Annotated in this window: 24 protein-coding genes and 4 tRNA genes; 18 read left to right on the top strand and 10 right to left on the bottom strand. The window is 36.7% G+C overall.

Going from position 1 to position 26,934, the window contains the following annotated elements; translation table 11 throughout:
• Positions 1-12: 12 nt before the first annotated feature.
• The 7 genes from B5V81_RS04935 (at position 13) to mazG (ending at position 8,150) form a co-directional block, all read left to right on the top strand.
• Entirely contained in the window at positions 13-2,331 is a 2,319-nt protein-coding gene (locus B5V81_RS04935; RefSeq protein ID WP_212112376.1) for an NADP-dependent malic enzyme, read from the top strand.
• A gap of 189 nt (positions 2,332-2,520) precedes the next feature.
• Positions 2,521-2,805, top strand: a complete 285-nt coding sequence (locus tag B5V81_RS04930; RefSeq protein WP_120101637.1) for an acyl carrier protein — start codon at positions 2,521-2,523, stop codon at positions 2,803-2,805.
• A 9-nt stretch (positions 2,806-2,814) separates the two neighbouring features.
• The gene (locus B5V81_RS04925) at positions 2,815-3,990 is read left to right on the top strand and encodes a beta-ketoacyl-ACP synthase (protein WP_212112375.1); all 1,176 of its coding nucleotides are present in this window, start codon (positions 2,815-2,817) and stop codon (positions 3,988-3,990) included.
• Positions 3,991-4,005: 15 nt separating this feature from the next.
• Positions 4,006-5,280, top strand: coding sequence for a beta-ketoacyl-ACP synthase (locus B5V81_RS04920; protein ID WP_212112374.1), 1,275 nt, complete (start codon positions 4,006-4,008; stop codon positions 5,278-5,280).
• Between the two features lie 61 nt (positions 5,281-5,341).
• Positions 5,342-6,370 carry a zinc-binding dehydrogenase gene (locus B5V81_RS04915; protein WP_212112373.1) on the top strand — a complete coding sequence of 343 codons (1,029 nt, stop codon included), beginning with the start codon at positions 5,342-5,344 and terminating at the stop codon, positions 6,368-6,370.
• Between the two features lie 6 nt (positions 6,371-6,376).
• Entirely contained in the window at positions 6,377-7,306 is a 930-nt protein-coding gene (locus B5V81_RS04910) for a lipid A biosynthesis lauroyl acyltransferase (protein WP_212112403.1), read from the top strand.
• A 34-nt stretch (positions 7,307-7,340) separates the two neighbouring features.
• Positions 7,341-8,150, top strand: coding sequence for a nucleoside triphosphate pyrophosphohydrolase (gene mazG / locus B5V81_RS04905; RefSeq protein ID WP_212112372.1), 810 nt, complete (start codon positions 7,341-7,343; stop codon positions 8,148-8,150).
• A gap of 77 nt (positions 8,151-8,227) precedes the next feature.
• Here the strand turns inward: mazG and B5V81_RS04900 are convergent, their stop codons facing one another.
• On the bottom strand, positions 8,228-8,602 hold the full coding sequence (locus B5V81_RS04900; protein ID WP_212112371.1) for an iron-sulfur cluster assembly accessory protein: 375 nt from the start codon (positions 8,600-8,602) through the stop codon (positions 8,228-8,230).
• 604 nt (positions 8,603-9,206) lie between these two features.
• On the opposite strand from B5V81_RS04900, the gene B5V81_RS04895 reads away from it, so the two are divergent.
• Positions 9,207-9,283, top strand: a tRNA-Pro gene (locus tag B5V81_RS04895).
• 246 nt (positions 9,284-9,529) lie between these two features.
• On the opposite strand, the gene B5V81_RS04890 is transcribed toward B5V81_RS04895, so the two are convergent.
• The gene (locus B5V81_RS04890) at positions 9,530-9,997 is read right to left on the bottom strand and encodes an Hsp20 family protein (RefSeq protein ID WP_212112370.1); all 468 of its coding nucleotides are present in this window, start codon (positions 9,995-9,997) and stop codon (positions 9,530-9,532) included.
• Between the two features lie 286 nt (positions 9,998-10,283).
• Here B5V81_RS04890 and B5V81_RS04885 point away from each other — a divergent pair, with 286 nt between their 5' ends.
• From B5V81_RS04885 to B5V81_RS09035, 4 genes are all read left to right on the top strand, one after another.
• A complete protein-coding gene (locus B5V81_RS04885) occupies positions 10,284-11,201 on the top strand; it encodes a serine aminopeptidase domain-containing protein (RefSeq protein ID WP_212112369.1) in 918 nt (305 codons plus the stop codon).
• Positions 11,202-12,003: 802 nt separating this feature from the next.
• The gene (gene cpdR, locus B5V81_RS04880; protein WP_005773448.1) at positions 12,004-12,366 is read left to right on the top strand and encodes a cell cycle two-component system response regulator CpdR; all 363 of its coding nucleotides are present in this window, start codon (positions 12,004-12,006) and stop codon (positions 12,364-12,366) included.
• 98 nt (positions 12,367-12,464) lie between these two features.
• Positions 12,465-12,539: transfer RNA gene (locus tag B5V81_RS04875), tRNA-Val, on the top strand.
• Positions 12,540-14,151: 1,612 nt separating this feature from the next.
• Positions 14,152-14,277 carry a hypothetical protein gene (locus B5V81_RS09035; protein WP_280528001.1) on the top strand — a complete coding sequence of 42 codons (126 nt, stop codon included), beginning with the start codon at positions 14,152-14,154 and terminating at the stop codon, positions 14,275-14,277.
• A 98-nt stretch (positions 14,278-14,375) separates the two neighbouring features.
• Here B5V81_RS09035 and B5V81_RS04870 read toward each other — a convergent pair.
• The 5 genes from B5V81_RS04870 to B5V81_RS04850 all read right to left on the bottom strand — a co-directional run bounded on the left by B5V81_RS04870 (position 14,376) and on the right by B5V81_RS04850 (position 17,393).
• Positions 14,376-14,452: transfer RNA gene (locus tag B5V81_RS04870), tRNA-Arg, on the bottom strand.
• 39 nt (positions 14,453-14,491) lie between these two features.
• On the bottom strand, positions 14,492-14,797 hold the full coding sequence (locus B5V81_RS04865; RefSeq protein ID WP_212112368.1) for an ETC complex I subunit: 306 nt from the start codon (positions 14,795-14,797) through the stop codon (positions 14,492-14,494).
• 89 nt (positions 14,798-14,886) lie between these two features.
• Positions 14,887-14,963 (bottom strand) — tRNA-Pro (locus tag B5V81_RS04860).
• Between the two features lie 532 nt (positions 14,964-15,495).
• Complete coding sequence (hdaA, locus tag B5V81_RS04855) at positions 15,496-16,185, bottom strand: DnaA regulatory inactivator HdaA (RefSeq protein ID WP_212112367.1); 690 nt, start codon at positions 16,183-16,185, stop codon at positions 15,496-15,498.
• Complete coding sequence (locus B5V81_RS04850) at positions 16,182-17,393, bottom strand: AI-2E family transporter (RefSeq protein ID WP_212112366.1); 1,212 nt, start codon at positions 17,391-17,393, stop codon at positions 16,182-16,184. Before B5V81_RS04850 ends, hdaA begins: the two co-directional genes overlap by 4 nt.
• Before the next feature lie 159 nt (positions 17,394-17,552).
• Between B5V81_RS04850 and purM the strand changes: the two genes are divergently transcribed.
• Together purM and purN are read left to right on the top strand one after the other, a co-directional pair.
• Positions 17,553-18,644 (top strand): phosphoribosylformylglycinamidine cyclo-ligase, encoded by a 1,092-nt coding sequence (purM, locus tag B5V81_RS04845; RefSeq protein WP_212112365.1) that lies wholly within the window; start codon positions 17,553-17,555, stop codon positions 18,642-18,644.
• A complete protein-coding gene (gene purN / locus B5V81_RS04840) occupies positions 18,641-19,252 on the top strand; it encodes a phosphoribosylglycinamide formyltransferase (RefSeq protein WP_212112364.1) in 612 nt (203 codons plus the stop codon). The genes purM and purN overlap by 4 nt, the downstream gene beginning before the upstream one ends.
• A 276-nt stretch (positions 19,253-19,528) precedes the next feature.
• Here purN and B5V81_RS04835 read toward each other — a convergent pair whose 3' ends face one another.
• Positions 19,529-22,057: a response regulator gene (locus tag B5V81_RS04835; protein WP_212112363.1), complete on the bottom strand. Its 2,529-nt coding sequence runs from the start codon at positions 22,055-22,057 to the stop codon at positions 19,529-19,531.
• Positions 22,058-22,271: 214 nt separating this feature from the next.
• On the opposite strand from B5V81_RS04835, the gene B5V81_RS04830 reads away from it, so the two are divergent.
• Positions 22,272-22,748, top strand: a complete 477-nt coding sequence (locus B5V81_RS04830) for a flagellar biosynthetic protein FliO (RefSeq protein WP_212112362.1) — start codon at positions 22,272-22,274, stop codon at positions 22,746-22,748.
• 51 nt (positions 22,749-22,799) lie between these two features.
• Here the strand turns inward: B5V81_RS04830 and dksA are convergent, their stop codons facing one another.
• Positions 22,800-23,216 carry an RNA polymerase-binding protein DksA gene (gene dksA, locus B5V81_RS04825; protein ID WP_212112361.1) on the bottom strand — a complete coding sequence of 139 codons (417 nt, stop codon included), beginning with the start codon at positions 23,214-23,216 and terminating at the stop codon, positions 22,800-22,802.
• A 308-nt stretch (positions 23,217-23,524) separates the two neighbouring features.
• Positions 23,525-24,058, bottom strand: coding sequence for a flavin reductase (locus tag B5V81_RS04820; protein ID WP_212112402.1), 534 nt, complete (start codon positions 24,056-24,058; stop codon positions 23,525-23,527).
• A gap of 144 nt (positions 24,059-24,202) precedes the next feature.
• Here B5V81_RS04820 and rpe point away from each other — a divergent pair, with 144 nt between their 5' ends.
• The 3 genes from rpe (at position 24,203) to B5V81_RS04805 (ending at position 26,813) form a co-directional block, all read left to right on the top strand.
• Positions 24,203-24,889: a ribulose-phosphate 3-epimerase gene (rpe, locus tag B5V81_RS04815; RefSeq protein WP_212112360.1), complete on the top strand. Its 687-nt coding sequence runs from the start codon at positions 24,203-24,205 to the stop codon at positions 24,887-24,889.
• Positions 24,889-26,196: an adenylosuccinate lyase gene (gene purB / locus B5V81_RS04810; RefSeq protein ID WP_212112401.1), complete on the top strand. Its 1,308-nt coding sequence runs from the start codon at positions 24,889-24,891 to the stop codon at positions 26,194-26,196. The genes rpe and purB overlap by 1 nt, the downstream gene beginning before the upstream one ends.
• A gap of 68 nt (positions 26,197-26,264) precedes the next feature.
• A complete protein-coding gene (locus tag B5V81_RS04805) occupies positions 26,265-26,813 on the top strand; it encodes an RBBP9/YdeN family alpha/beta hydrolase (RefSeq protein ID WP_212112359.1) in 549 nt (182 codons plus the stop codon).
• Positions 26,814-26,934 lie beyond the last annotated feature (121 nt).

Genomic DNA, 26,934 nt, shown 5'->3' with positions numbered 1-26,934 from the left:
GGTATCATAAAAATGTCTAGAGAACGAAATAATGATTTCAGTTCACCAATAGCTGAACTTGACAGTGCTGCACTTTTTTATCACCAACATCCAAAACCTGGAAAATTGGAAATACAAGCGACAAAGCCTCTTGATAATCAACGTGATTTAGCTCTTGCTTATTCCCCAGGCGTTGCTGCACCATGTCTTGCAATCCATGAAAATCCCAATCTTGCCGCTCAATATACATCTCGTTCTAATTTAGTTGCTGTTATATCAAATGGAACAGCTGTTCTTGGTTTAGGAAATATTGGTCCACTCGCTTCAAAGCCAGTTATGGAAGGCAAAGCTGTTTTATTCAAAAAATTTGCGAATATTGATGTTTTTGATATTGAAATTGATGCATCCGATATAGAGCAAATGGTACAAACGGTATCGAGCCTAGAACCTACATTTGGTGGTATTAATCTTGAAGATATTAAGGCTCCAGAATGTTTTGAAATTGAAGAAAAGCTGCGCACTAAGATGAATATCCCAGTTTTTCATGATGACCAACACGGAACCGCCATTATTGTTTCTGCTGCTGTATTAAATGCCTTAAATCTTTCAGGAAAAAAAATTGAAAATGCCAAAATAGTTACCTCAGGCGCAGGCGCTGCCGCCCTAGCTTGTCTTAATCTTTTGGTCCGTCTTGGAGCAAAAGTTGAAAATATTTGGCTTAGTGACTTAGAGGGCGTTGTTTATGAAGGTCGCAAAACCCTTATGGATCGTTGGAAAGTCAACTATGCACAAAAAACTGACGCACGAACTTTATCTGATATTATTGATAATGCAGATATTTTTCTAGGCCTATCTGCGGGTGGTGTTTTAAAGCCTGAATATCTTAAAAAAATGGCTCAAAATCCATTAATTTTAGCATTGGCTAATCCAGTACCTGAAATTATGCCTGAAAAAGCACACTCTATACGGCCCGATGCAATGATCTGCACAGGGCGGTCTGATTATCCCAATCAGGTTAATAATGTCCTTTGTTTTCCCTATATCTTCCGTGGTGCATTAGATGTAGGTGCTACTGCAATTAATGAAGAAATGAAAATGGCTGCTGTTCATGCAATTGCTGCTCTTGCTCGTGAAGAAACTTCAGATGTTGTAGCACGTGCATACTCAAAAGAACCGCCTAATTTTGGACCAGACTATCTAATTCCCTCTCCTTTTGACCCACGTTTAATACTACGTATTGCTCCTGCTGTTGCTCAAGCAGCAATGGCAACAGGTGTCGCATTGCGTCCCATTGAAGATATGGAAGCCTACCATGATACCCTCAATCGATTTGTCTTTCTTTCTGGCCTAACAATGAAGCCTGTTTTTGCTGCAGCAAAAACAGCAAGACGTAAACGTGTTATCTATGCCAATGGTGAAGATGAACGCGTCCTTCGTGCAGCGCAAGTTGTCATTGAAGAACAAACAGCAACACCTCTCCTTATCGGCCGTCCACACGTCATAGAAGCAAGATTAAAACGCTTTGGTTTGAAAATTCGCCCTAATATAGATTTTGAATTAATAAATCCTGAAGATGATCCACGTTTTCGTGACTACGTTAATTTATTTTTTCATTATACAGGAAGACGTGGCGTTACGCCTGAAATGGCAAAAACAATAGTGAGAACATCAACAACGGCTATCGCAGCCCTTGCCGTTATGCGTGAAGAAGCAGATGCAATGATTTGCGGCTTAGAAGGACGTTTTGAACGTCAACTTGAATTGATTGAACAAATTATCGGACTTGATCCTCATGTTCACCGTTTTTCTGCTATGAGTTTGCTTATCTCTCAACAGCGTACTCTTTTTCTCACAGATACTTACGTCAATGAAAATCCTTCTGCAGAAGAAATCGCTGAAATGACTGTATTGGCAGCTCAAGAAGTTGAAGCATTTGGAATAACACCCAAAGCAGCCTTATTATCCCACTCAAACTTTGGTTCTAAAAATACAGAAAGTGCACGTAAAATGCGACGTGCAACAGAAATTCTTGCCAAATTACACCCTCATTTAGAAGCAGATGGTGAAATGCATGGTGATGCTGCCCTTTCCAAAGTTTTTCGTGATCGTGTTTTTCCTGATTCTCGTCTCAAAAGTGAAGCGAATTTGCTTGTCTTTCCAACACTTGATTCAGCCAACATCACGCTCAACACTGTTAAAATCCTTACAAATGCACTCCATGTTGGTCCGATTTTAATAGGGGCAGCACGTCCCGCCCATATACTCACGCCTTCAGTAACTTCACGCGGCGTTGTTAATATAACAGCTCTTGCTGTCCTTGCAGCAAATAGAAAAAATAGCCCCGTAAAATAAATGTGCAATAAAACTTCAAAGTTTTTTAAATATTGAGGTATAGTATTTTACACACTGTAAAGCTCTTTTCTCTATAAATAAGGACAGTTATATTCTAGATTAAAGCTTTTTTTTAAATAGAAAAAAGGCTAGAGGAATGATATTAAACGTATTTTGAATTTACTAACTCTATAATAAGGAATCCATACATTGCCTTCCACGTTTGATAAAGTTGCTGATATTATTGCAGAAATCAGTGAAATTGATCGCAGTACAATCACACCAGAAAGTCATACAATTGATGATTTGGGAATCGACAGTCTTGATTTTCTTGACATTGTTTTCGCTATTGATAAAGCCTTTGGAATAAAAGTTCCCCTAGAACAATGGACACAAGAAGTTAATGAAGGTACAGTTGCTACGGAAGAATACTTTGTTCTTAAAAATCTTTGTGCAAAAATTGATGATCTCGTTGCCTTAAAACAGGCGGAGTAGTTTTTTACTATGCATGATCAATCTGTATTCATTACTGGTATAGGTCTCATAAGCTCTCTGGGGGAAGGAAATGATCAACATTGGAATCTCTTAAATAATTCGATCTGTACACCAAACCTAGATTGTACAACTTTTTCGCCCTACACAGTTCATAAGTTGCCTGAAATTGATTGGAGTTTACAAATCTCTAAAAAAAGCGATCAACGGCAAATGGGAACATGGCAACGTCTAGGGACCTATGCGGCTGGTCTTGCTCTTGATGATGCCGGCATGAAAAATAATGAACAATTTACTTCAACAATGGACATGATCGTAGCAGCAAGTGGAGGAGAGCGTGATATTACTGTTGATACGCAGATTCTTTCTAAAGCGCGCACAGTCACCGATCATGCTTCTATGTTAAATGTTGCGCTTTCAACGGAACTTCGTCCAACATTATTTTTGGCACAACTGTCAAATCTTCTGGCGGGAAACATTTCAATCGTTCATAAAATCACTGGATCATCTCGCACATTTATGGGAGAAGAAGGAAGTGGACTTTCTGCCCTTCAAATTGCTGTAGCCCGTATTAAATCAGGACAGAGTACTCATGCTCTTGTAGGCAGTTCCTATAATGCACAAAGTTATGATATGTTGTTGGCCTATGAGCTTGGTGGTCTTTTAACCCATAATGGGTGGAGCCCAGTGTGGGATCGTAAGATGTGCCCTGGTGGTGGTATTATCACCGGTTCTGGCGGTGTCTTTCTGGTTCTTGAAAGTAGAGAACATGCAAAAAAACGTAACGCACGTGCTTATGCTGAAATTAGCCAAATTATTACAGACCAAACAGATAGAACCAAAATACCACTTAAGGAGTCAATTACAACAATGTTGAAAACGGTGGACGCTAAAGATTCCTTAGCCATTTCAGCAGCCTCAGGTGCTCACGAAGCAACAAAAGCAGAACAAAGTGCTCTTGATGATGCTGATCTATCTTATCGAGGCATTACAACATTATTTGGTTATATGCGGGAAGCACAATTTCCTTTAGCACTTGCCCTTGCAGCACTTTCAATTGAAAAAAAACACTGTTTTCCAGCGTTAAGTCCTCATGAAAAATCTTTTTCTAAAGAAATCCATGAGATATTTGTTACAACGATTGGTATAAAAAGATCTGAAGGTATCGTACGTCTTACTGCTGTTTGAAGGGAAATTTCTATAGTGAAATATCATGATCATTTTGGACGTCCACTTGTAGCAATAACTGGAGCAGGCGTTGTCACATCACTAGGACAAGGAAAACATGAAAATTGGCAGAAATTAACAAGCGGTATAAGCGGCATCCACAAAATAACGCGTTTTCCCGTTGAGGGATTAAATACATATATTGCTGGAACAATTGATTTTCTCAAAGAAAGTACGCTTGGTGCTTCAGCTCTTTCTGAAAAACTTGCACATCTTTCTGCTGAAGAAGCTTTAGAACAAGCTGCTCTTGATAAAACAAATTTTAATGGACCACTCTTTCTCGCTGCTCCCCCTGTTGAACTTGAATGGCAAGCACGTTTTAGTCTTGATCAAGAGGAAGAATTCAATAATGAGCCTTCTTATGCCCATCTTCTTAAAATTTGTAAGCATAAACTCCATGAAGCACTTTTTGAAACCACACAATTTGGTGCCATTGCAGAAAAACTGCAAAAAACCTTTGGCACAAAAGGACTTCCCGTTACACTTTCCACGGCTTGTGCATCTGGTGCAACAGCAATTCAATTAGGCGTTGAATCTATTCAACGAGGAGAAACAAATCGCGCTCTCACGATTGCGACAGATGGATCAGTTTCAGCAGAATCTCTCATTCGCTTTTCATTATTATCTGCTCTTTCCACTCAGAATGAACCTGCAGAAAAAGCAGCAAAACCCTTCAGTCGTGATCGAGATGGCTTTGTTATGGCAGAAGGTTCAGGTGCCCTTGTTCTTGAATCTCTTCAAAGCGCATTAAACCGTAATGCTACAATTTTAGGAATTTTAGCGGGCTGTGGAGAAACAGCCGATGATTTTCACCGTACACGTTCAAAACCCGATGCATCACCAGCGATTGGATCCGTTCGCAAAGCCTTAAATGATGCACAAATAACCATCCATGAAATTGACTATATTAATGCCCACGGAACCTCTACACCTGAAAATGAGAAAATGGAATATCTTGCGTTATCAACAGTCTTCGGTGACATTCTAGAGCATATTCCCGTTTCTTCTAATAAATCAATGATTGGACATACCTTAACAGCTGCTGGTGCCATAGAAGCTGTTTTTTCGCTTTTGACCATTCAATCGGGGATACTTCCACCTACAATAAATTACGATAATCCCGATCCTGCTATTCCTTTAGATGTTGTTCCTCATCATAGCCGTAAAGCCAATGTCAATGCGGTTTTGTCAAACTCATTTGGATTTGGTGGTCAAAATACGAGTCTTGTTATCACGGCCTATAAAGGATAATCCTTTATAGAACAAAAATTTTATAACGCTAACTTAATAGTATATATTTAAGGGGATGATAATGCGTGCACTGCAACTCTTCGATGATCGTCGGCTTGAAATCACTAATATTTCCCCACCACCATCTCCACGCCCCGATGAAGTAACAGTACGTATAAAAGTTGTTGCTCTGAATCATATTGATGTATGGGGCTGGCGTGGGATGGCTTTCGCGAAAAGAAAAATGCCCCTCATCATTGGTGCCGAAGCTTCCGGTGAAATTACGCAACTGGGAAGCCATGTTAAAGATTTACACCTTGGACAAATCGTCTCAATTTATGGTGCACAAACTTGCGGAGTATGTCAAGCTTGTCATGAAGGACGGGATAATCTTTGCTCTGATGTAAAGGGAGTCTATGGTTTTCATCTTGATGGATTTGCTTGTGAGCTTGTCAATTTACCAGCGCGTTTATTGGTTCCAGCCCCTCCCCAATGTGATGAATTCCAAGCCGCTGTTGCTCCCATTACTTTTGGCACCGTAGAACATATGCTTTTCGATAACGCAAAATTACAAGCTGGAGAAACAATCCTGATACAAGCTGGTGGTTCCGGTATTGGCTCTGCAGCCATTCAACTTGCAAAACATATGGGTTGCACCGTTATCACCACGGTAGGTTCAGATGAAAAAATTGCAAAAGCACACTCTCTTGGAGCCGATCATGTGATTAATTATCGTCAAGATCGTTTTGAAGGTGTGGTACGTAAATTAACTCAAAAAAAGGGTGTTGACGTTGTTTTTGAGCACGTTGGTGTCGATACATGGAGCGGTTCTCTGTTATGTATGAAAAAAGGAGCACGCTTAGTGACTTGCGGTTCTACCTCTGGTGTTTCAGCACCAATAAATCTCATGCAATTATTCCAGCAACAACTGAAGATATTCGGTTCATTTGGCTGTCGTATGGAAAATATGAAAAATGCCATGCAAAAAATGGCACAAAAAGCCGTACACCCTGTCATTGATACAATTGTTGGACTTGACGACATAAATACTGCTTTAAAACGAATGGAAAGCCGTGATGTTTTTGGTAAAATTATTCTTAAAATTAATTAAATCATGATGAAGCTTTTTCTTAAAAAAATCATATATCGTATTAAAATTACAGCTAAAAAAATATCCTACTTGTTGTGGGCATATCTGCTCTTTGGTTCTTTATTTATTTTAAAATGCTTTCCAGCCCAAATGGGAATTTCTTTTTTTTCTTGGTTAGCAAAAAAAATTGGTCCCCTTACCCACCGTCATCAAATAACACTTGCAAACCTTAGGAGTGCCTATCCAGAAAAAACCGAGAAAGAACACCATGCGATTGCAATAGAAATGTGGGAAAATATAGGACGCTTGCTCGCCGAATATATTTATCTTGATAAAATTTTTGATTTTGATCCTTATGCGGATAAACCCGGTTTTATTGAGGTTAAAGGAGTTGAAATCTTTGAACGATTAAAGAATGAAAAAAAGCCGCATATTTTTTTCACAGCACATACCGGAAATTTTGAACTTCTGCCTATTTGTGCACAAAGTTTTGATCTGAATGTTACGGTATTATTTAGACCACCTAATAACCCTTATGTTGCCAAACGAGTCCTTAAAGCACGACAAACTTCTATGGGACATCTTGTTCCCTCTAAAGCCGGTGCAGCATGGGCATTAGCAGGTAAATTAGCAGAAGGTAAAAATGTTGGTATGCTCGTTGATCAAAAGTTTCGCCGCGGTATCATGGGAACATTTTTTAACAAACCCCTTAAAACAAATCCCTTAATTATAAAGCTTGCGCGACAATATAACTGTGATATTTATCCAGCACGTTGTATTCGTCTGCCTGGAGGACGGCATCGTTTAGAATTATATGAACATGTAGAACTTCCACGTGATGCAAAAAATGATATTGATATAGCTGCTTCTACACAAAAATTAAATGATATTGTTGAAACTTGGGTTCGTGAATATCCTGGACAATGGATGTGGTTACATAGACGTTGGGATATCTAAAACATAAGCTTTATTGCTTACAGCGGAAATATAAATGTTAGCCTCAAAAAATATCAAAGATCTCACCACAATTATCACTGAATTACGAAGTCCTGATCATGGTTGTCTCTGGCATAAAAAACAAACTTTTGAATCCCTCATACCCTATATCCTCGAAGAAGTTTACGAAGTCATCGATGCCATTGAACGAAAAAACCGAAAAGATCTCTGTGAAGAACTTGGTGATCTTCTTTTACAGGTTGTTTATCATGCAACTATTGCACAAGAAGAAGGCAGCTTTACTTTTGAAGATGTTATTTACGCGATCACGGCAAAAATGATTCGCCGCCATCCTCATGTTTTTGGAAATGCCGAGCAAAAAAAACGAGGATTTATAAAAGAAGAGTGGGAATATATAAAAAAAGAAGAACAGGCTGAACAAAAGAATTTTTGCAAAGAAAAAAACACCAATTCAAGCATTCTTGCAAAAATAAAATCAATCCAGCCAGCAAACCAAGAGGCCCTTGCTTTACAAGAAGAAGCAGCGAGAGTAGGTTTTGATTGGCAAGAAAGTGATAAAATTTTTGCCAAAATAGAAGAAGAACTCGAAGAGCTCAAAGAAGCCATCAAAAATAAAAAAAATTCAGAAATAGAAGCAGAGTTTGGAGATGTCTACTTTGTTCTTCTTAATCTGGCGCGCCACTTAGCAATTGATTCACAAAAAGCATTAAAAAAAACAAATACAAAATTCCGAAATCGTTTTGCCTATATTGAAGAAAAGCTATCCACTCAATCTAAAACACTCACTGATGCATCCTTGAACGAAATGGAAGTACTTTGGAAGCGAGCTAAAAATGAACGATAAAAAATATGAGGTTCTTGTACTAAGAAAACAAACCTCCTAGAATTACTCAATGATAATTTCCCTAAGCTTGGATAATCTCACGAAGCTTGATTCGTTTTATATTGATCTTGGGTAGCAGGACGAAGTTCCACTGACTCGCCACACCCACATGCTGAAACTTGATTAGGATTTTTAAAAACAAAACCAGAACGAAGCGTTGTCACTTCATAATCCATCTGTGTTCCTAATAAAAATAACACCGCATCATGCGCTATGAAAACACGAGCACCATTCACTTCAACAGCATCTGCCTCTATTCCCTCTTCTTTGACGAGAGTAATTGTATATTCCATCCCTGCACAACCGCCTTTTTTGATCCCAACAAGAATACCTCGTGCATCTTTTGCATCCATAATTGCTTTAACGCGACTCACAGCGGCTTGTGTTAAACTTATTACCGAAAAACGATTCATCGTTTACTCTTTTCTTGGTTCAATAGATACTTTAAACGTTTTTTCTCTACCATATTCTATCTGGTACTTTAGGAAAAAAACAACAAAACATAAATTAAAACATCCTAACCTTTTTATAATGCATCCTCATAAAATGAGATTTTTCATTGTAAAGTCTAGGATTTACAATTTTTTGCTCACATAAAACGTAAAAACAGCTCTGCTATAAAAACTCTAAACGAAAGAAAACATTTCAATGCCATACATTCAATGATAACCTTTTAAAAAATATTTATTTTTAATAAACGATGAGATAAAAAAACACACTTCTCGCACTTAATTAATGCTCCTCTTCTTATCAAATCCCCCTAAAATTATAAATCTTCCCTCGTCATAATCAGCAAAAGAAGTTAAATGAATAAAGTCTATTAACTATAGAGCTCAAAATTTAATGATAACAAAAAACTTTACAGATTCATTACTTACCCTAGACGAGGAACGGTATATAGATAGAAAAAAATTTTCACTTTCAAAAGCTGTCAATGTAAGAGCATTTTAGATTTTGTTCTGTTTATTTTTTCTCTTGCCTTTAAAGAAACAGTCATTTAATCGTTTCACACAGACTCGGAGCGTAGCGCAGCTTGGTAGCGCACTTGACTGGGGGTCAAGGGGTCGTGGGTTCAAATCCCGCCGCTCCGACCATTTTTAAAACGCTATAGGACATAGCTTATTAAGAGTTTTTTTATTTCAATTGGCACATACATGTTTTTTCTTCAACGTAGAGTAAATGTGCAATGAATATTTTATCGTTAATTTGAAAGACACCATCTTTATGAGAAACATCTTCGCTCTCACGAGGATACATAGGAAACGCGAGACCTTTGCCTCGCGTTACTTTATTCTTTTAAATATTTACAATTATTTTATTCTCATATTTTCTAAATTTTTTTATGCGATAATGCTGCTCTTATCATTTTTTGTAATGGAAGGTGACATTTGCACAGCTATTTTTTTGGGTTTTAATTCAGCTGGCATTTCCCTTTTAAGCTGAATATGAAGAAGCCCATCTCCAAGCTCTGCCCCAATAACTTTCACATGATCAGCCAAGTGAAAACGCCGCTCAAAAGCACGCGAAGCAATCCCTCGATAAAGAAACTCTCGTTCTTCATCCTCCTTTTCAGGCTTTCTATCTCCCTTAACGATCAGCTGATTACAATGTGTTTCAATGTCAATTTCATCTTGCGAAAAACCAGCAACAGCCATAGAAATTCTATAAGAATCTTCAGTTAAACGTTCGATATTATATGGGGGATAGGAAGAAATTTCCTCTGGTTGTGTTCTAGAATCAAACCAGTTAAAAAGATGATCAAAACCTACTGTGGAACGATAAAATGGTGAAAAATCTACTTGACGCATAATATTGCCCTCCTTTAGAGCGACTATAGTTTATAATTGACTCACAAAGCTCCCAAATGGCGAACTTACTTGTGAACCCGCGGCCCCATCATGGCGACCTCACTATATTATTTGGTAATCATTTTCCCTTATTTCAACTCTTTTGTACCTGAAATTGACAAAAACGATTATCTAAAAAACAACATACCCCTTTCTTAATCTTTCTTCTTCATTACATAAATATCAAAGCTCTCTCATTATCTCATGTTGTGCTAAGTTGCAAAAATACACTTGTAAAGGATGTCAATTGGAAACACCTCTTTATCTCACAAACCGTGAATCGACACCTTCTAATATTCATTATAATACCCTAAAAATAGCAATAGATCGCGAAATTTGTTTTGCGATAACATATCCTGAAGTGAAAAAATCTAAGGGAACAATTGTTATTCTTGAAAACGATGCAAATACTTTAGAAACATATTTTTTAGCCATAAATGAAATTTCTCAACGCGGCTTTCATACAGCAATATTTGACTGGTTTGATCAAAAAAAAACATCCTTCAAAACAAGGAAAAAAAGCCGAAAATATTACTTTGATATAAATAATGATATTAATGACTTACATGAATTTCTTAAAAATATTGTTTATCCTAATTGTCCACCCCCTTACTCTATACTCGCCTATGGTATAGGAGGATTGATAGCACTGAGCGGATTAGATATCATTAATCATCAGTTTAGTAGATTGCTCTGTGTTTCTCCCGTTTTTGCTCCATTTGGCAATAAAACGAATGGTTTTCAACATAAATTAACACAATTTCTTTCTGATATAGGTCTTGGCTTTATACCAGCAAAAGATGGAAAAAAATTTAAAAAAATACCCCCAAAAAATATGCAATTGAGGCCCATGGATCAAGGCTCATCCCCTTTCACTAAGCCTCCAACATCCCGATGGATAGCTTCCGTATTTAATGTCATTGATTCTGTGAAGAAAAATATACGCCACGGACATTTACAAATCCCAACACTCTTTATTCTCGCCAATCAAAACAATCTTGCCAACAATATTGAAGTACGGCAATTATGCCAATACACACACCTGACAGAAAGTATTACTATTACAGGTGCTGAGCTTGATACAATCATGTATAATGAAGATCACAAAAAACAATTTTGGGCTGCATTTGATGCATTTATCCCCGATAATGTATCTATAAAATAATATGAAACTTTAACTTCCATTTTGCTCCACTAAAAACGAAAATTTCTATGAGCGATGCCGTTCTATAAATACTCCTTATATAATGGATTCCATCTTCTAACCACTCATATGATTAGTTTTATAAACTCTACAAATAAGCCATAAAAAATATTCACTCACAATTCATAACAAAAATAACAAATATATAAATAATATCATTAAAATACTGATAGTTTAATAAAACAAATATAAAAAATTATCTTAATACATTATAATTCATTTTTATAAATAAAACATCAAACTACTATTTTTGATATATTATTAAGGAATAATTTTATAGTATATCTAAAAAATAATATTTTTCATTCATTAAAATAAAGCTCTGAAAATAAACATTGTTGATAATATTCATTTCCAAATCTCTACAAAAAGCCAATAACTATAAAAATTCTATTTTTTTTAAGATAATCTTTCAAAAACAACAAATTAACATAATATGATTCTAATTCCTTGATACAAGCAACCTTGCAGTAACAATTTTCATAATTTTTTTAATGGAATTCTGATAAGAATCATACAATGTAAAAAAATAGCAATGAATCACCTTAAAAATTTTAGATCGTCCCTTCTTTTTTCAAAATCACATATCGTTTGAATTTAACCAACTCACAACGAATATGTTGTATTTTAAATAAGAATATAAGAATTAACCATTTTGCCATTCATTTCAATTATGAGTATTTTACCATCTTTTTTATAAATACTCTGTATTGTATAATCGATGCGGCAAAACCCTGACAAATGGAGCCATTGGAACACAATCATGAAACGAATCCTGCTCGCAGAAGATGATAACGATATGCGTCGCTTTCTCGTAAAAGCCTTAGAACGTGCAGGCTACGAAGTCGCCGATTTCGATAATGGTATTAGCGCATATGAACGTTTACAAGAAGAACCATTTTCTCTTCTCCTGACTGACATTGTGATGCCGGAGATGGACGGAATCGAACTTGCACGACGCGCGACTGAAATTGACCCTGATTTACGCGTAATGTTCATTACAGGTTTTGCAGCGGTTGCGCTCAATTCAAATAGTGATGCTCCTCCTGATGCAAAGGTTCTCTCTAAGCCGTTTCACTTACGTGAACTCGTCAATGAAGTTGAAAAGATCCTTATTGCTGCTTAAGGGGATGTTTTCCTAAATTATTTGCATATGTTGTAAGAGAAAATGAAATTAAGCATTGACGTTTGTTATTCTATATGGTGTATGCATCATCGATGAATGGGCGTGTAGCTCAGCGGTAGAGCACTACGTTGACATCGTAGGGGTCACAGGTTCAATCCCTGTCACGCCCACCATTCGTACTAAATAACTTATGGTTTGTCATATTCTTTTCAGAGTACGGGATACGTAAGAAGGTTGGAGAATAGGGATTTTTGCAATATACCTCTCCAAGGGGCATACTCTACGGGGTGTTTTTGATATTCCTTGAATTCTGATAACGTCTCTCAGGATGAGCTATCTGAAAGCATCATAAATACAACAACGGTTTCAATTGCGATGGGTGAGAAGGTTTTATTGTAAAATTCTTTCGACAAAGATATGCTTTTTTCTAAAAGACGTTTTTTATAAAAGACATTGTTTATCTTTTGATCTATCCTCTATTTTTTGATTTTTTCTTCTCTATCGATACACACCTGTTTCAAAATAGTGAGAGATGTAACAACAAATCTCTTCGGTATGTAAAACATTTGGTTTTTAGAGCGGTATTTTAAATTTACCAATAATACGTTGTCATAAAATATTCAAAAGAATAAAAAAACAACAAAAGCAAGTTTTTATTCGCTCAACACTTTGATTTATAATCATATTTATTACTTGACATGTTGAATAAGAAATCTGGATATTGCAAAGTTTTCTCATTTCAAACTTCTCCCATATTGAATCAATCAAAACCATCTCTCTTGTACGTCACAAGAAGGATTGGCATGCAGATAAAAATTGTACAAGAAAGCTCTAAAATACCTATAAGGATCTAAAAAGCTAAAGTCTATCGCAACATTGTCGGCTAGCAAATAGGCAAAGTGTATAATGTTCCGGCTTATTCCTTCATGCGCGTACAGATGATTGTACTCAATGGATTTAGCGTTATACCATTCACAAGCGTCAGCGTGAAATGGGCTTTTGGGAGCTTTAAGGGATATATTTTAAAATAAGTGCATAAATATGCAATACAATAACGCTTCGTTCTTCACACTATAGTCCTATTGAAACAATAATCCCCTTAAATCATATGCGTTTAGAACATCAGATCTCATCCGCATAACATTTTAGTGTAATCGTTACTCAATACTCAAAACTCTCGCATGAGGTACAAACTATAAATATGCAGTCTATATGTATGCTTAAACTGATAAAATTCAGAAAACCATAAACATTCCTGAAATCTATTGCCCTACCCTGAGAAACAGTGACAACCATGTTAAATCAGATTAGCAATAAATATATCACATTGAAAAAAACAATATCTTATCTGGTCAGCACATACACAACATCTTTTTATCCAAAAAACTCTAAAGTTGTAACGCGTTATAAAGCACAGATTTCAATACAAGAAATACCTTTCATCCCTTCAGAGGCTGTTGTCTGTAAACTCTCATCATACACAGATACTATTTTTATTCTTCAATGTTCCATAAAATATTTAAATGGAATCTACCATGTCTTAAAAACTAATCTTACCCAAGATCATACTGAAAAACATCATAATATTATTCATAAAAAAAATTTAAAGTAGGCATTTTTTGCAATTTTATCGGTATTAAACGCAATGCTTAAACCTCATCTAAAAAAATAGCGCATGTAACTTTTTAAAAAATGAAAAGAAGCTTATAAAGGGAGGTTTTAGCAATCTGTTTTCTAAAGCATGAAATGCAGCTGTGTTAAAAGAATAAACCAATGGGTAAAAAAATGATCAGCAATACGTGGCAAGAAAATGCAGAAACGACCATATCACAACTTAAAACGCTTTTGGGCAAGCAGAAAACAACATGGCATCACTTTATACCCAAACAAGCCAGCAGAAAACGACAATAGAATCTATAAAAAACATTAAAAAGGCTCAAAGCGCACAAAAAAATTAATAGAATCAAAGGAAAAATCCCGAACATTTTATCCATTAATTTTCTTAAATATGGCGATCCCGACAGGATTCGAACCTGTGACCCACGGCTTAGAAGGCCGTTGCTCTATCCAGCTGAGCTACGGGACCCAAATGATTATCTTCTCAATTCACAATAGCATCTTTAATTCAATGTGTCCAAGATTGCTGCCGATCACTGCGAAAATTATCAGAATAAGAAATAGCACGCCGAATCGATGTATGTGTCTTTTCTACACGATAAGGGATAGCGTTCTTGCGTGCAAAAGCAATTGCTTCTTCCCTCCTATTAAAACGGATTCTTACTTGACTATTCATATCAGATGTTGCCGTGTAACCCATAAGAGGCTCTAGCATTTTTGCTTTCATCGGCTCATACTGTAAAATCCAAAAGCCTGTATTCCCTTTACCTGACTGCATAGCTGTTTTAGCAGGACTATAAATACGTGCGATCATGCTTTTTCCCTTCAGGTTACACAACGCTTGAACGATCGTTTTTCACCACACGTACCCAACTGGGTCATTATCATACACTTTATCAAATATGGTCGGAGCGATAGGATTCGAACCTACGACCCCCTGATCCCAAATCAGGTGCGCTACCAGGCTGCGCTACGCTCCGCCATTTAATATTCATTTGATGCACATTTCCTAAAATTTTCACAACGGAAGTGCAAGAGAAAAACACATTTTTTTTCAATTTTGTTGCATTTCTTTACAAAAAAGAACGTTTTTAAGTTTTCTTCCTAATCAATAACATATTTATTGATGAAAATAGGAAATAACATCTGTATAAAAATCTAATTGATATAAAAAATTATGAAATTCTTTATAAGAATTCCATAATTTTATCCTGCTTTAAGTAATCCCCACTGTATCAGAACAGATTTTACAGGTAGAATTTTAGAAAAAAAACGCTCGTTTCTCCTATAATCTAAGTCCATAAACAACAAACATTTTCAAATTATAAAAGTTTTATTATCAATAAAGTGAAGGACTCTTTTTAGAAACGTTTTCAAATACAAAAATATACAGCCTATACAAATGATGAAAAGAATATTCATCCAATAAAATATCAAAGCTATTTAAACGACTTGTCTTTCCTCATATTCAAACGACAATAAAAGGAACATATAAAGCCATATAAGGAGTGTTTACATTTTTTTTCTATTTAAAACTTCAGAAATAACCGCACGCGTTATTTTTCTTTTTCTTTGTAAAGCCAGCTGATCAACAGAATCAATAATATGCTTCAATGAAAATAAAGAACGTTCACAACGGCTGATAAGATAATAAACTGTATCTGGATTGACAATAAGCTGCCTATCGGAAAAAAGCTTAAAGGCAACAGCAGTTAACAATGCATCATCAGGCTGATTAATTTCAACGAACATCACCGAATTAAGACGACTTTTTAGATCACTTAACTTTAAATTCCAAGTGGAAGGAAGTGTCCGTGCTGTCATCAATAAAGTAGCTTGTCGTACATCAACATTTGCTTGCTTAACACTGTTAATTAAATGAAAAAGTTCTGTCTCATTAATTTCTCCTGCATCAATATCCTCTATTAAAAATGATCTCCCTAAAGAAGCCATAGCAACAGCCTGATCAATTTTATTGCGCTGAATCCTGAATGCATTTGCTTTTTGGAGCCATATACTCGAAAAGTGTGTTTTTCCAGATCCTTCTTCTCCGACCAAAACTGCAATAGGTAAGCTCCAATTGGGCCAATGATCAATAAGCTGAAAAGCCATACGATTGCTATCCGTCACGACTAAATCGTCAAAGTGAAAAATTGGCTCATAAGGGAAATTTAAAGATAATTGCGTTTCTCGCCCATTCATTTTTGTGGCTCCGAATTTCCACTTCGCGAATACATCTGAGAACTAAGATAAATATGAAGAGCAAAACGAACTAAAACGCCCACAGCAGCCGCGGCAGGAACAGCAACAAGCATACCAGTAAAACCAAAGAGTGAAGAAAAAGCAAAAAGCGAAAACATCAACCACACAGGATGTAATCCCACTGATGAACCAACAAGTTTTGGTTGAAGAATATAACCTTCAATAAATTGACCAATTAAAAAAAGTGCCATCACAACGATGATTCCTCCCCAATTATTGGGATAAAACTGGACCCATGCAATCCCAACAGAAAGAACCAAACCACTCATTGTTCCGATATAAGGAATAAAACTAATAAGGCCAATAAACATACCAATCAAAAGAGCAAAATTGAGTCCTGCAATCGTTAAACCAATAGCATAATAGCCTCCCAATATGAGACAAACAGTTCCTTGCCCACGAACAAAGCCTGCGATAGCTTTATCCATTTCATGAAAAATACTACGAACAGTCCCAAGATGATCACGCGGTATTAAAGAATCAATTGCAGTCACCATACGTGGCCAATCTAACAACATATAAAAAGCCACCACAGGCGCCACAACAAACAGGCTAACGATATTAACGATAGATTTTCCTGATTTTAAAAGTGAATTCAAAAGAGATGTAATAAAATCAGAACCTTCTCCCAAAAGTCCTTTAATATTACGCCGTAATTCATTTGGATCACTTCCAAAATAGCGCCTTATCCAATCAAAATCATGCTCAACAAAAAAAGTTTGAATACGATTAATATAAACAGGTAAGCCATCACTCACAAATTGCTGTATTTGCCAACTAATAATAGGAATCAGAACAACTAAAGCAGCAACAAAGGTAATAACAATAAATAAAGTAATGAGGACAGTACCAAAAACACGACGAATACCAAACTTTTCAAGTAATTGAACAATGGGATTAAGAAAATAGGCCAATACAATCCCTGCCACAAAAGGAAGCAAAATTGATCCAAAAATAAACATAAAAAGAATAAAAAAAATCAGCGTCCCAAGCCAAAAAAAGATTTGTCTTTTCATATTACTCGGCAACGGTAATTGTGTATATGCTGGCATATAAGTCTTATAACGGTCATGAGATGTATTCTCACTTACTTTTTTTTTCATAAAGTTCCAAGAAGACTGTTCGTGATTATCTGATATCTTGCTCATAAAATATCCTAAAAAAAATTCTTCACAAAAATTATAAACTTCTTAAAAATAAGGTACAAGCAAAGCTGCTTATTTTCTTATCAATATCTCTTGCAGAGAAAACTCTATCATGGCATTGCATAACATCAAAACCTGATTTTCCATTAAAGGAAGGCTCCAATGAGCAATCAAGATCTTACAAATAATAAATCCAAAGCTAGTCTTACCTACGCAAAAGCCGGTGTAAACATTGATATGGGTAATGCTATGGTAGAAAAAATTAAACCCTTTATACGCGCAACAAAACGAGCCGGAGCAGATGCAGAAATTGGCGGTTTTGGTGGTCTTTTTGATTTAAAGGCAGCGGGTTTCACAGATCCTATCCTTGTTGCTGCCAATGATGGTGTGGGAACAAAACTAAAAATTGCCATTGAAGTGGGGCACCATAACACTGTAGGTATTGATCTGGTAGCTATGTGTGTCAATGATTTACTTGTACAAGGGGCGGAACCTCTCTTTTTTCTGGATTATTTTGCAACTGGAAAACTTGACCCTGAACAAGGCGTCGCTATCGTTTCTGGTATCGCAGAAGGATGTAAACAAGCCGGTGCTGCCCTCATTGGGGGAGAAACTGCAGAAATGCCAGGAATGTATGCAGAAGGAGATTATGATCTAGCAGGTTTTGCTGTAGGCGCATGTGAACGCAGCATGCTACTCCCTTCAAAAGACCTAACAGAAGGTGATATTATCTTAGGTTTAAGCGCCTCTGGAATTCATTCCAATGGCTTTTCCCTTGTTCGACGAATCATCCAGCAAAATGATCTCAAATGGAATGACCCTGCTCCTTTTTCTCCCCAAAATAGTCTTGGTACAGCACTCCTGACACCAACACGCATTTATGTGAAATCACTTCTTCCTATCATGCGAAAGTGCGAAGGAATTAAAGCTCTAGCGCATATTACGGGTGGAGGATTTCCTGAAAATATTCCACGTGTCATTCCTTCTTCTCTCTGCGCTGAAATTAATCTTTCTACCATCAATGTTCCCTCTGTCTTTTCATGGATTGCCAAACAAGGTAAAATAGAAGAAACAGAAATGTTACGAACATTCAATTGTGGTATTGGCATGATTATTATCGTGGGACAGCATGCAACTGAAACAATTACGCAAGCTCTTGAAAAAAATGGAGAGACTGTGACTCCTCTTGGCATTTTAACAAAGCGCAAAGATCAAAATAAAGGTATACTTTATAAAGGGATACTGCATTTATGAAAAAAAAAATCGTCGTTTTCATTTCTGGTAATGGCTCCAATATGGTTGCCCTTGCTCAAGCGAGTCAACAAAAGGAGTACCCTGCTGAAATTGTCGCAGTTATTTGCGATAATCCATGTGCAAACGGTATTGAAAAGGCACAAAATCATAACTTACCCATTCATGTTGTTGATCGCAAAATCTACAAAACGAAAGAAGAACATGAAAAAAATATTTTCACGATTTTAGATCAATATAAACCGGATTTTCTCTGCTTTGCGGGGTATATGCGTCTTATCTCATCACGTTTCGTAAAACTTTATGAGGGACGAATTTTAAACATCCACCCTTCTCTTTTACCTTCATTTAAAGGTCTAAACACGCATGAAAGGATTTTACAAGCAGGCGTAAAAATCACAGGTTGCACTGTTCATCTTGTTACAGAAGACATGGATGCAGGAAAAATCCTTGCCCAAGCAGCCGTTCCAGTCTATCCTCATGATACCGTTGAGTGTTTAGCACAAAGAGTCCTTCAAGCAGAGCATAAACTCTACCCCGAAGCGTTAAAAGCATTTATTGAAGGAAAGAGCAAAACGGTCGATACGCAACAACAACTCTTATCCTTTTGAGTATATCAACAATCTATAGAATCTTTAACATTGTACATGCAATTTATCTTCAGCACCTATAATTAAAAACCTCTAATGTTGGCAGAATAAAGTCTATTTCTTCATGAATTTTTGCGTAGAATGTGCGTTTTTTTGAATTTTATTTTAAATTTCAAAATTTTTCTGCTTTAATTTATTTTTCTAAACATTAACATGAGCTCTTTTTATCAAAATACTCTCGTACTTTCCCTAAGAAATCTTAAAACACGCGATTTTTCTATTGCATCAATTTTTACGTTATGACGAAAGTGTTTCTTTAACTGTTAGAGCTAACTGTTTGAGTGTAAAAGGTTTAGATAAAAAGCCAAAAACGGCATCTTGTGGAAGATTCTTAGCAAAAGCATCTTTTGCATATCCAGAAACGAAAAGAAATTTGATATCAGGATATTTTTTACGGACTTCCTTCAATAAAGTGGGCCCATCCATTTCTGGCATGACCACATCGGAAACAATAATATCAACAGCTCCTTTTTTTTCCTCAAGAATAGCAAGAGCTTCCACCCCGCTTGCTGCCTCTAAAACCGTATATCCTCTCATTTGAAGAGCCCTTACCCCCCCCATTCTGACAGCATCCTCATCTTCAACCAATAAAACAGTGGCAGACCCTGTTAAATCTATATTTTTATCTTTCTCTTCATTTTTTTCAATCTGCTGAGAAATTTCTCCTTTTATATCGGAAATATAACGAGGAAGAAAAATATGAAATGTTGCTCCTTCTCCCTCTTTACTTTCACAATAAATATATCCACCACTCTGCTTGATAATTCCATAAACCATTGATAAACCAAGTCCTGTTCCTTTTCCGACTTCTTTTGTTGTAAAAAATGGCTCAAACATTTTTTCTTGTATAGCAGCAGATATCCCACTCCCTGTATCTGAAATAATCAATTGCACATATTCACCAATTGCTAAACCAAGATGATTAAATTCAGCACTTTGTTGTTTTGTAATATTGTTTGTCGCAATCGTAACAATACCTCCATCGAACATGGCATCACGCGCATTAATAACCAAATTCATAATCACACGCTGAAAAGATGCTTGATCGACTTCAACGCTCCACAAATCTCTTCCATGGATAATTTTTAACTGAATATTATTTCCCAAAAGTGGTAAAAGAAGATTGCGAATATCTGATAAAAATTCTGTAAAATCAACCTCTTCAGGTCGAAGTGTCTGCTTTCTCGAAAAAGCTAATAATTGCTGTACAAGAGCAGCTGCACGATTAGCATTATTTTTAATATTGATCAGATCAGCATGAGCAGGATCAGAACTACGATGCGTATTTAAAAGAAGATCACATGACATTAAAATTGCTGTTAAAACATTATTAAAATCATGAGCAATGCCGCCTGCCAATTGTCCAACAGCTTGCATTTTCTGACTTTGCATTATTTTATCTTCAAGTGTTTTTTGTTCTGTTGTTTCAATGACAGAGATAATGATCAAATCCTGCAGCCCATCACCATGATAGGGTGGCACAGACATAACATGAAGACGTAAATGGCGTTCTTCATTCTTTTCTAAAACAGTTTCCAGAGAAACAAAGTAATTTTTATTAGTCGCTATTTTCTGAAAGGCACGCTCTAACTGCACACAATCACGACGAGAAATAATATCATAAAAATTGATCGTTTTATCTCGACATTCCATGAGTGATGAAAAAGCATTATTCATGTGAATCAATTGCCCTTCCTGATTTACCACGGCTATTGCAAAAGGACTCGCATCAAAATATTCACCTAATATGCTAGGTAATTTTAATTGATCATCCTCTTCTTTTTGTATTTGTTGTGGAATAACCACAATACGATAAATGGCTTCTTCCTCTAAGAGAGAAGAAGCAGAGATAAAACAATGAAATATTTTCTCACAAGTCGTCTGTGGATTTAAACATAATGAAAAACTATAGGGTAAAGAGTAACCTGAACTTTGATATCTGTTGGTTTGCAAACAAATATCACTCCATGAGCTCTTAGCGCCAACGCTCTCAAATAATGGATCAAAATGATATTGACCAACCGAAAAATTGGCTAAATCAATTGAGAACCATTCGGCAAAAACCGCATTGGCATAAAGAAGAGTGCCTTGTGTATTAACTGATACAAAACCAACAGGAGCTTGATCCAAATGATTAATCGCCTCTTGAAGGTTAGAGAAAAAAATTTCTCGGGTTTGTTGTAAATGCGAAATATCAGTAATACGCCAAAGTAAAAGCTTTTTCTTCCGTTTTGTAATAGGTTGAACAGAGATATTATACCAAACAGATTTTTTGTGTGTAGAATCGGTAAAAATTGCTTGCTCTACTCTTAACTCTTCTTGCGCTGAACGATTATTACAGGCTGCAACTTTTAAGCGATAGGAAAGTGCACCAGCTCCTGGAAGATCAGCAATAACCCTATAACAAGACTCTTCAGGCTTATAGGTCAGAATTTTTTGATAGTTTTGATTAGAATAATAAACAAAACCAGAAAGATCAGAGATTACAATTGCATCATCGCTCCTATTAAAGATGCTAAAATCAAAATCTTCATGCAACCACAATGCACGGATTCCAATTAAAACGAGTGTTGCAACACCGATAATTGCTAGAATCAAAAAAGATCCCAGCACCACTTTTTGCAAATAACTTTGTGGATAAAAAAAATCTAAAACGCCTACAATGAAAAAGAAAACTAAGATAAAAACAACACCTAAAATCACAACTCCCTGACGAACAGAAGACGAAGAAGCTAATCTTTCATTATTCTCAAAACCTTTATCCATCTCTCTTTGCCTTAGATTTAGCTGTTTCTTATACGAAGAAACTTCCTTTATATTCATTGTTATAAAATATATACTATGATATCATCTTTTTAAGAAAGCTCACTTAATGTTAAAGAGTTTATTTCTAATCTTTGAAGTAAATCTTTTAAGGGTATATTTATAAATTTATCTCAATAAAAAACGATAGTTTCCATACGAAAATGGGAGAAAAACCATGTATATCTGGTTATCAGACCAAATCGGTGTATCTGCTGCCGATATAACGATAAATTTTTTGTTTTTTGTAATAACAATCATAGCTATTATCATAATTATCTTGTTTTTACGCCATTTAAATAGGAGAAGATCCAACATTAATAGAAAAAAAAGTCTATCACGATTGGCATTATGTGAAGCAATTTCTATAGATCGTACCCGCCGCCTTGTTTTAGTCCGTTGTGATAATAAAGAACACTTGCTTCTTATCGGTGGGTTAACGGATGTGGTTGTAGAATGCGATATTACTAATACATCCAAAATACAAAAGAGAGACATCTCCCCCTATCCCACTTCCCCCTTTACAGAAAGAAACGATACGCCAGATAAAGGCTCTTCTTCTTTTACGAATCAAGCAATAAAAGATTCAGCAATCACAGCTGAAATTGAAGGGCGTCAAGAACCATCTTTGTTTATTCCCACCCCTCCAAGATAAAATATACAATTTTATCACAACGAACTTCGCTTATTTATCGCTTTAATGACCTTAATCATCGCGATAAACTTTTTCACGCCGTTCGTGACGTTCTTGTGCTTCCAACGACAAAACAGCTATCGGCCGCGCCTCAAGACGTTTTATACTAATGGGTTCGCCGGTTTCTTCACAAAAACCATATGTCCCATTATCAATTCGCTCCAAGGCAGCATCTATTTTTGAAATAAGTTTTCTCTGACGATCACGAGCACGTAATTCAATTGTACGATCAGTTTCACAAGATGCCCTATCGGTTAAATCGGGTTGAGCAGCGTTTTCTTCCTGCAAATTTTCCAAAGTCTCACGCGCCTCTTTTAAGATATCATTCTTCCAAGAAACCAATTTAGCGCGAAAATACGCCTTTTGCCGCTCATTCATAAAAGGCTCATCTTCACTAGGGCGATATTGACCATCAATCTCTTCGCTCATGCAATAAAAAACCTCCACATCTGCTCTGTGGGGTCTATATATTGTGCAATACTCAACAGCACAAGAGTAAAATGTTTTTTCATAACAATCTACAAATATGTCTAAATACACTGTTTAGTCTTGATATCTTTTTTGATCTCAAGTTGGACTCTTGATCGAAGATCATCAAAAAATCATCTTTTTCATGTATTGAAAAGCCTCAAAAGAAGAGAATTCACAAATATCAGAGCCATCTCTTTCCTCCTTTTTCAGCGCACTAAAATTTAAACGGAGCCTCAATCAATCGTTTCACCAATGCAAAAAAAACCTCATAAAGGTAAAGTATGATATCCACGATTCAAATACATCAAAGCATCTTTTCCATGACTACAGTTGATTGCAACAACTTCACCAATCAATACACAATGGGTTGCATGCTCATGCCAACAAATCAAACGACAATCAAAAGATGCTAAAGCATCTGAAAGACTAGGCGCTCCTGTCTGCAAAGTTCCCCATTGTGCAACATTAAAGCGCTCATTTTGTGAAACATTGCAGCGCCCTGAAAAAATATCCGCTAGTGGACGATGTTTTCCTGCCAAGCTATTAACACAAAAAATCCCATTCTCCATAAATACGTGATTCTTCAGATTATGGCGCATGAGACAAACAAGAAGAGTTGGGGGATTATCTGATAAAGAACAACACGCCGAAACCGTCACCCCGCGCTTTCCCTTAATGCCATCTGTTGTCACAATATGTACAGCACTTGCAAAATGGCTCATAGCATCTCGATATTCTTGCGAAGAAGCGGTAATATTATGTCGGATTTGAGGCATAAAACATGTTTTATGATTCGATATATTTTTCATTTATAAAACTTTAAAATTTCAAGCGATCTTTCTATAACGAAGATCTATATACGTATTTTTCTTTTTTGTCATAACACAAAAGATATTTGTGTATACATAGCGACATGATAAAAGCAGCCAATCAAGGAGATTTTTATGCCCCATTCTCTTCTCATTTCACCTTCCCTCTTGGCTGCTGATTTTGCTAAACTTGGACAAGAAATATTAGATGTTGTTGAGGCTGGTGCAGATTGGCTTCATCTTGATATCATGGATGGTCACTTTGTTCCTAACATCACCTTTGGCCCTGAAATCATCAAGGCTCTGCGTCCATTAACCAAAGCAATATTCGATGTCCACCTGATGATCAAACCTGTTGATCCTTATTTGGAAGCTTTTGCAAAGGCTGGGGCAGATATTATAACCATTCATGCTGAAGCAAGTCCCCATCTTCATCGTTCACTCCAAACAATCAAAGCAATGGGTAAAAAAGCAGGCATTGCACTCAATCCAAGCACTCCTGAACACGTCCTTGAATATTTGCTTGATCAATTGGATCTTATCCTCATTATGACGGTCAATCCCGGTTTTGGTGGGCAAAATTTTATTCCAGAAATAAAAGATAAAATTGAGCGCGTTAAAAGCATGATTGCAAACCGCCCTATTGATCTTGAAGTTGATGGTGGAATCACCGTTGATACAATTGGAATAACTGCAAAAGCTGGTGCAAATGTATTTGTCGCAGGCTCTGCAATTTATAAAAATGGAAACAAAGAGCTTTACAAAACACGCATGAGTGCATTGCGCCAAGCCGCAATCCTCTCACAACAAGGAAAAAAATGATGATCACACGTTATTCCCGCCCTGAAATGGTAACAATTTGGTCTCCTGAAACGAAATATCGTATTTGGTTTGAAATTGAAGCCCATGCTTGTGATGCCCTTGCTCAACTGGGGGTTATTCCGAAAGAAGCAGCTCAGATCATTTGGGAAAAAGGAGCAGCAGCTGAATTTGATGTCAATCGTATTGATGAAATTGAATCCATTACCAAACATGATGTTATTGCATTTCTAACCCATCTCGCTGAATTCATTGGACCAGAAGCACGTTTTATTCACCAAGGCATGACATCATCTGATGTTCTCGATACAACGCTGAGCATTCAATTAATGCGTGCAAGTGATATTTTGCTCAAGGATATAGACCAACTTCTTGAAGCCTTAAAAAGACGTGCTTTTGAACATAAAGAAACCATCACCATTGGGCGAAGTCATGGCATTCACGCTGAACCAACAACATTTGGCGTCAAGTTTGCTCTCGCATACGCTGAATTTTCTCGTTGTCGCAAACGTCTTCTTGCTGCACGTGAAGAAATTTCTACTTGCGCAATTTCAGGAGCTGTAGGAACTTTTGCCAATATCGATCCACGCGTTGAAGAACATGTCGCAAAAGCTTTAGGAATGCGTGCTGAACCCGTTTCCACTCAAATTATACCACGGGATCGTCATGCTATGTTTTTTGCAACACTGGGTGTTATTGCGTCCTCTATTGAAAGGTTAGCGATAGAAATACGCCATTTACAGCGAACAGAGGTTCTCGAAGCAGAAGAACATTTCTCACCAGGGCAAAAAGGTTCATCGGCAATGCCTCATAAACGGAATCCAGTTTTAACAGAAAATTTAACGGGGTTAGCCCGTATGGTTCGTGCATTTGCACTCCCTGCCATGGAAAATGTAGCACTTTGGCATGAACGCGATATTTCTCATTCATCTGTCGAACGTTATATTGGCCCTGATGCAACGATTACACTTGATTTTGCTCTTTCTCGCCTCACATCAGTCATTGAAAATCTCATTGTCTATCCGGAAAATATGCAAAAAAATCTCAATAAATTCCGAGGTCTTGTTCATTCACAACGGGTCCTTTTAGCACTCACACAAGCAGGAATCAGTCGTGAAGATTCATATCGAATTGTACAACGAAACGCGATGAAGGTTTGGGAACAAGGAAAAGATTTTTTAGAAGAACTGCTCAATGACAAAGATGTTAGCAAAACTTTAAGTGAAGCAGAGCTTCGAGAAAAATTTGATCTTTCTTATCATACTAAACATATCAATAGGATTTTTAAACGTGTTTTTAAAGAACAATAGAACAACATAGAAAGCCCAAATCTATTCCACCTATGGTGAAAAACCTATTGTAACAAAGAAAACAATTCATGAAAGCAAATCAACTCGATATTCTTATGGTTCCTGGCTACAAAGGATCTGGTCCAGATCATTGGCAAACACGTTGGGAAAAAAAATTATCCACAGCTCGCCGTATTGAACAAGCCCATTGGTCAAAGCCTGTTTGTGACGAGTGGGTTAATGAAGTTAAAACCGCCATTGCACAAGCTCAAAGACCTGTTATGATTATTGCTCATTCATTAGGCGTTCCTACCGCTATTCATGCAACTATACAAAATGCAAAAAAAGTTTGTGGCGCCTTTTTTGTGGCACCTCCAGATGTTGCCAATGAGAAAATACGTCCCAAACATTTAATGACATTTGGCCCCTATCATCGTCAAAAGTTGCCTTTTCCTTCTATTGTCATCGCCAGCCGCAATGATGAATTTTGTCAATTTTCGGTCGCAGAAAAAATTGCCAATGACTGGGGCTCACTCTTTGTGGATGCTGGGTATTCTGGGCATATCAATGCAGAATCTGGACACGGACCTTGGCCTGAAGGGCTTATGGTCCTTTCTCACTTTCTTGCAAAAATTTGATCCAAAAGAGTTAATCTTTTTTCTCGTCGTCTCTGCATCTCCACCTTTGAAGAGACGTATCATGACAAAAATTATAAAAGTATCATAGCAATATCATTGAGAATTTCTATCAATTAGGATA

Source organism: Bartonella queenslandensis, from assembly GCF_018155095.1.
Taxonomy (GTDB): domain Bacteria; phylum Pseudomonadota; class Alphaproteobacteria; order Rhizobiales; family Rhizobiaceae; genus Bartonella; species Bartonella queenslandensis_B.
This window is presented reverse-complemented; position numbering and strand designations above follow the sequence as displayed.

What these genes read in the sequence shown, in the direction of transcription:
- B5V81_RS04935 (WP_212112376.1), top strand. Translation starts at nt 13, where the DNA reads ATGTCTAGAGAACGAAATAATGATTTCAGTTCACCAATAGCTGAACTT.
- B5V81_RS04925 (WP_212112375.1), top strand. Translation starts at nt 2,815, where the DNA reads ATGCATGATCAATCTGTATTCATTACTGGTATAGGTCTCATAAGCTCT.
- B5V81_RS04915 (WP_212112373.1), top strand. Translation starts at nt 5,342, where the DNA reads ATGCGTGCACTGCAACTCTTCGATGATCGTCGGCTTGAAATCACTAAT.
- B5V81_RS04910 (WP_212112403.1), top strand. Translation starts at nt 6,377, where the DNA reads ATGAAGCTTTTTCTTAAAAAAATCATATATCGTATTAAAATTACAGCT.
- mazG (WP_212112372.1), top strand. Translation starts at nt 7,341, where the DNA reads ATGTTAGCCTCAAAAAATATCAAAGATCTCACCACAATTATCACTGAA.
- B5V81_RS04900 (WP_212112371.1), bottom strand. Translation starts at nt 8,602, where the DNA reads ATGAATCGTTTTTCGGTAATAAGTTTAACACAAGCCGCTGTGAGTCGC.
- B5V81_RS04890 (WP_212112370.1), bottom strand. Translation starts at nt 9,997, where the DNA reads ATGCGTCAAGTAGATTTTTCACCATTTTATCGTTCCACAGTAGGTTTT.
- cpdR (WP_005773448.1), top strand. Translation starts at nt 12,004, where the DNA reads ATGAAACGAATCCTGCTCGCAGAAGATGATAACGATATGCGTCGCTTT.
- B5V81_RS09035 (WP_280528001.1), top strand. Translation starts at nt 14,152, where the DNA reads ATGATCAGCAATACGTGGCAAGAAAATGCAGAAACGACCATATCACAA.
- B5V81_RS04865 (WP_212112368.1), bottom strand. Translation starts at nt 14,797, where the DNA reads ATGATCGCACGTATTTATAGTCCTGCTAAAACAGCTATGCAGTCAGGT.
- hdaA (WP_212112367.1), bottom strand. Translation starts at nt 16,185, where the DNA reads ATGAATGGGCGAGAAACGCAATTATCTTTAAATTTCCCTTATGAGCCA.
- B5V81_RS04850 (WP_212112366.1), bottom strand. Translation starts at nt 17,393, where the DNA reads ATGAGCAAGATATCAGATAATCACGAACAGTCTTCTTGGAACTTTATG.
- purM (WP_212112365.1), top strand. Translation starts at nt 17,553, where the DNA reads ATGAGCAATCAAGATCTTACAAATAATAAATCCAAAGCTAGTCTTACC.
- purN (WP_212112364.1), top strand. Translation starts at nt 18,641, where the DNA reads ATGAAAAAAAAAATCGTCGTTTTCATTTCTGGTAATGGCTCCAATATG.
- B5V81_RS04835 (WP_212112363.1), bottom strand. Translation starts at nt 22,057, where the DNA reads ATGGATAAAGGTTTTGAGAATAATGAAAGATTAGCTTCTTCGTCTTCT.
- B5V81_RS04830 (WP_212112362.1), top strand. Translation starts at nt 22,272, where the DNA reads ATGTATATCTGGTTATCAGACCAAATCGGTGTATCTGCTGCCGATATA.
- dksA (WP_212112361.1), bottom strand. Translation starts at nt 23,216, where the DNA reads ATGAGCGAAGAGATTGATGGTCAATATCGCCCTAGTGAAGATGAGCCT.
- rpe (WP_212112360.1), top strand. Translation starts at nt 24,203, where the DNA reads ATGCCCCATTCTCTTCTCATTTCACCTTCCCTCTTGGCTGCTGATTTT.
- purB (WP_212112401.1), top strand. Translation starts at nt 24,889, where the DNA reads ATGATCACACGTTATTCCCGCCCTGAAATGGTAACAATTTGGTCTCCT.
- B5V81_RS04805 (WP_212112359.1), top strand. Translation starts at nt 26,265, where the DNA reads ATGAAAGCAAATCAACTCGATATTCTTATGGTTCCTGGCTACAAAGGA.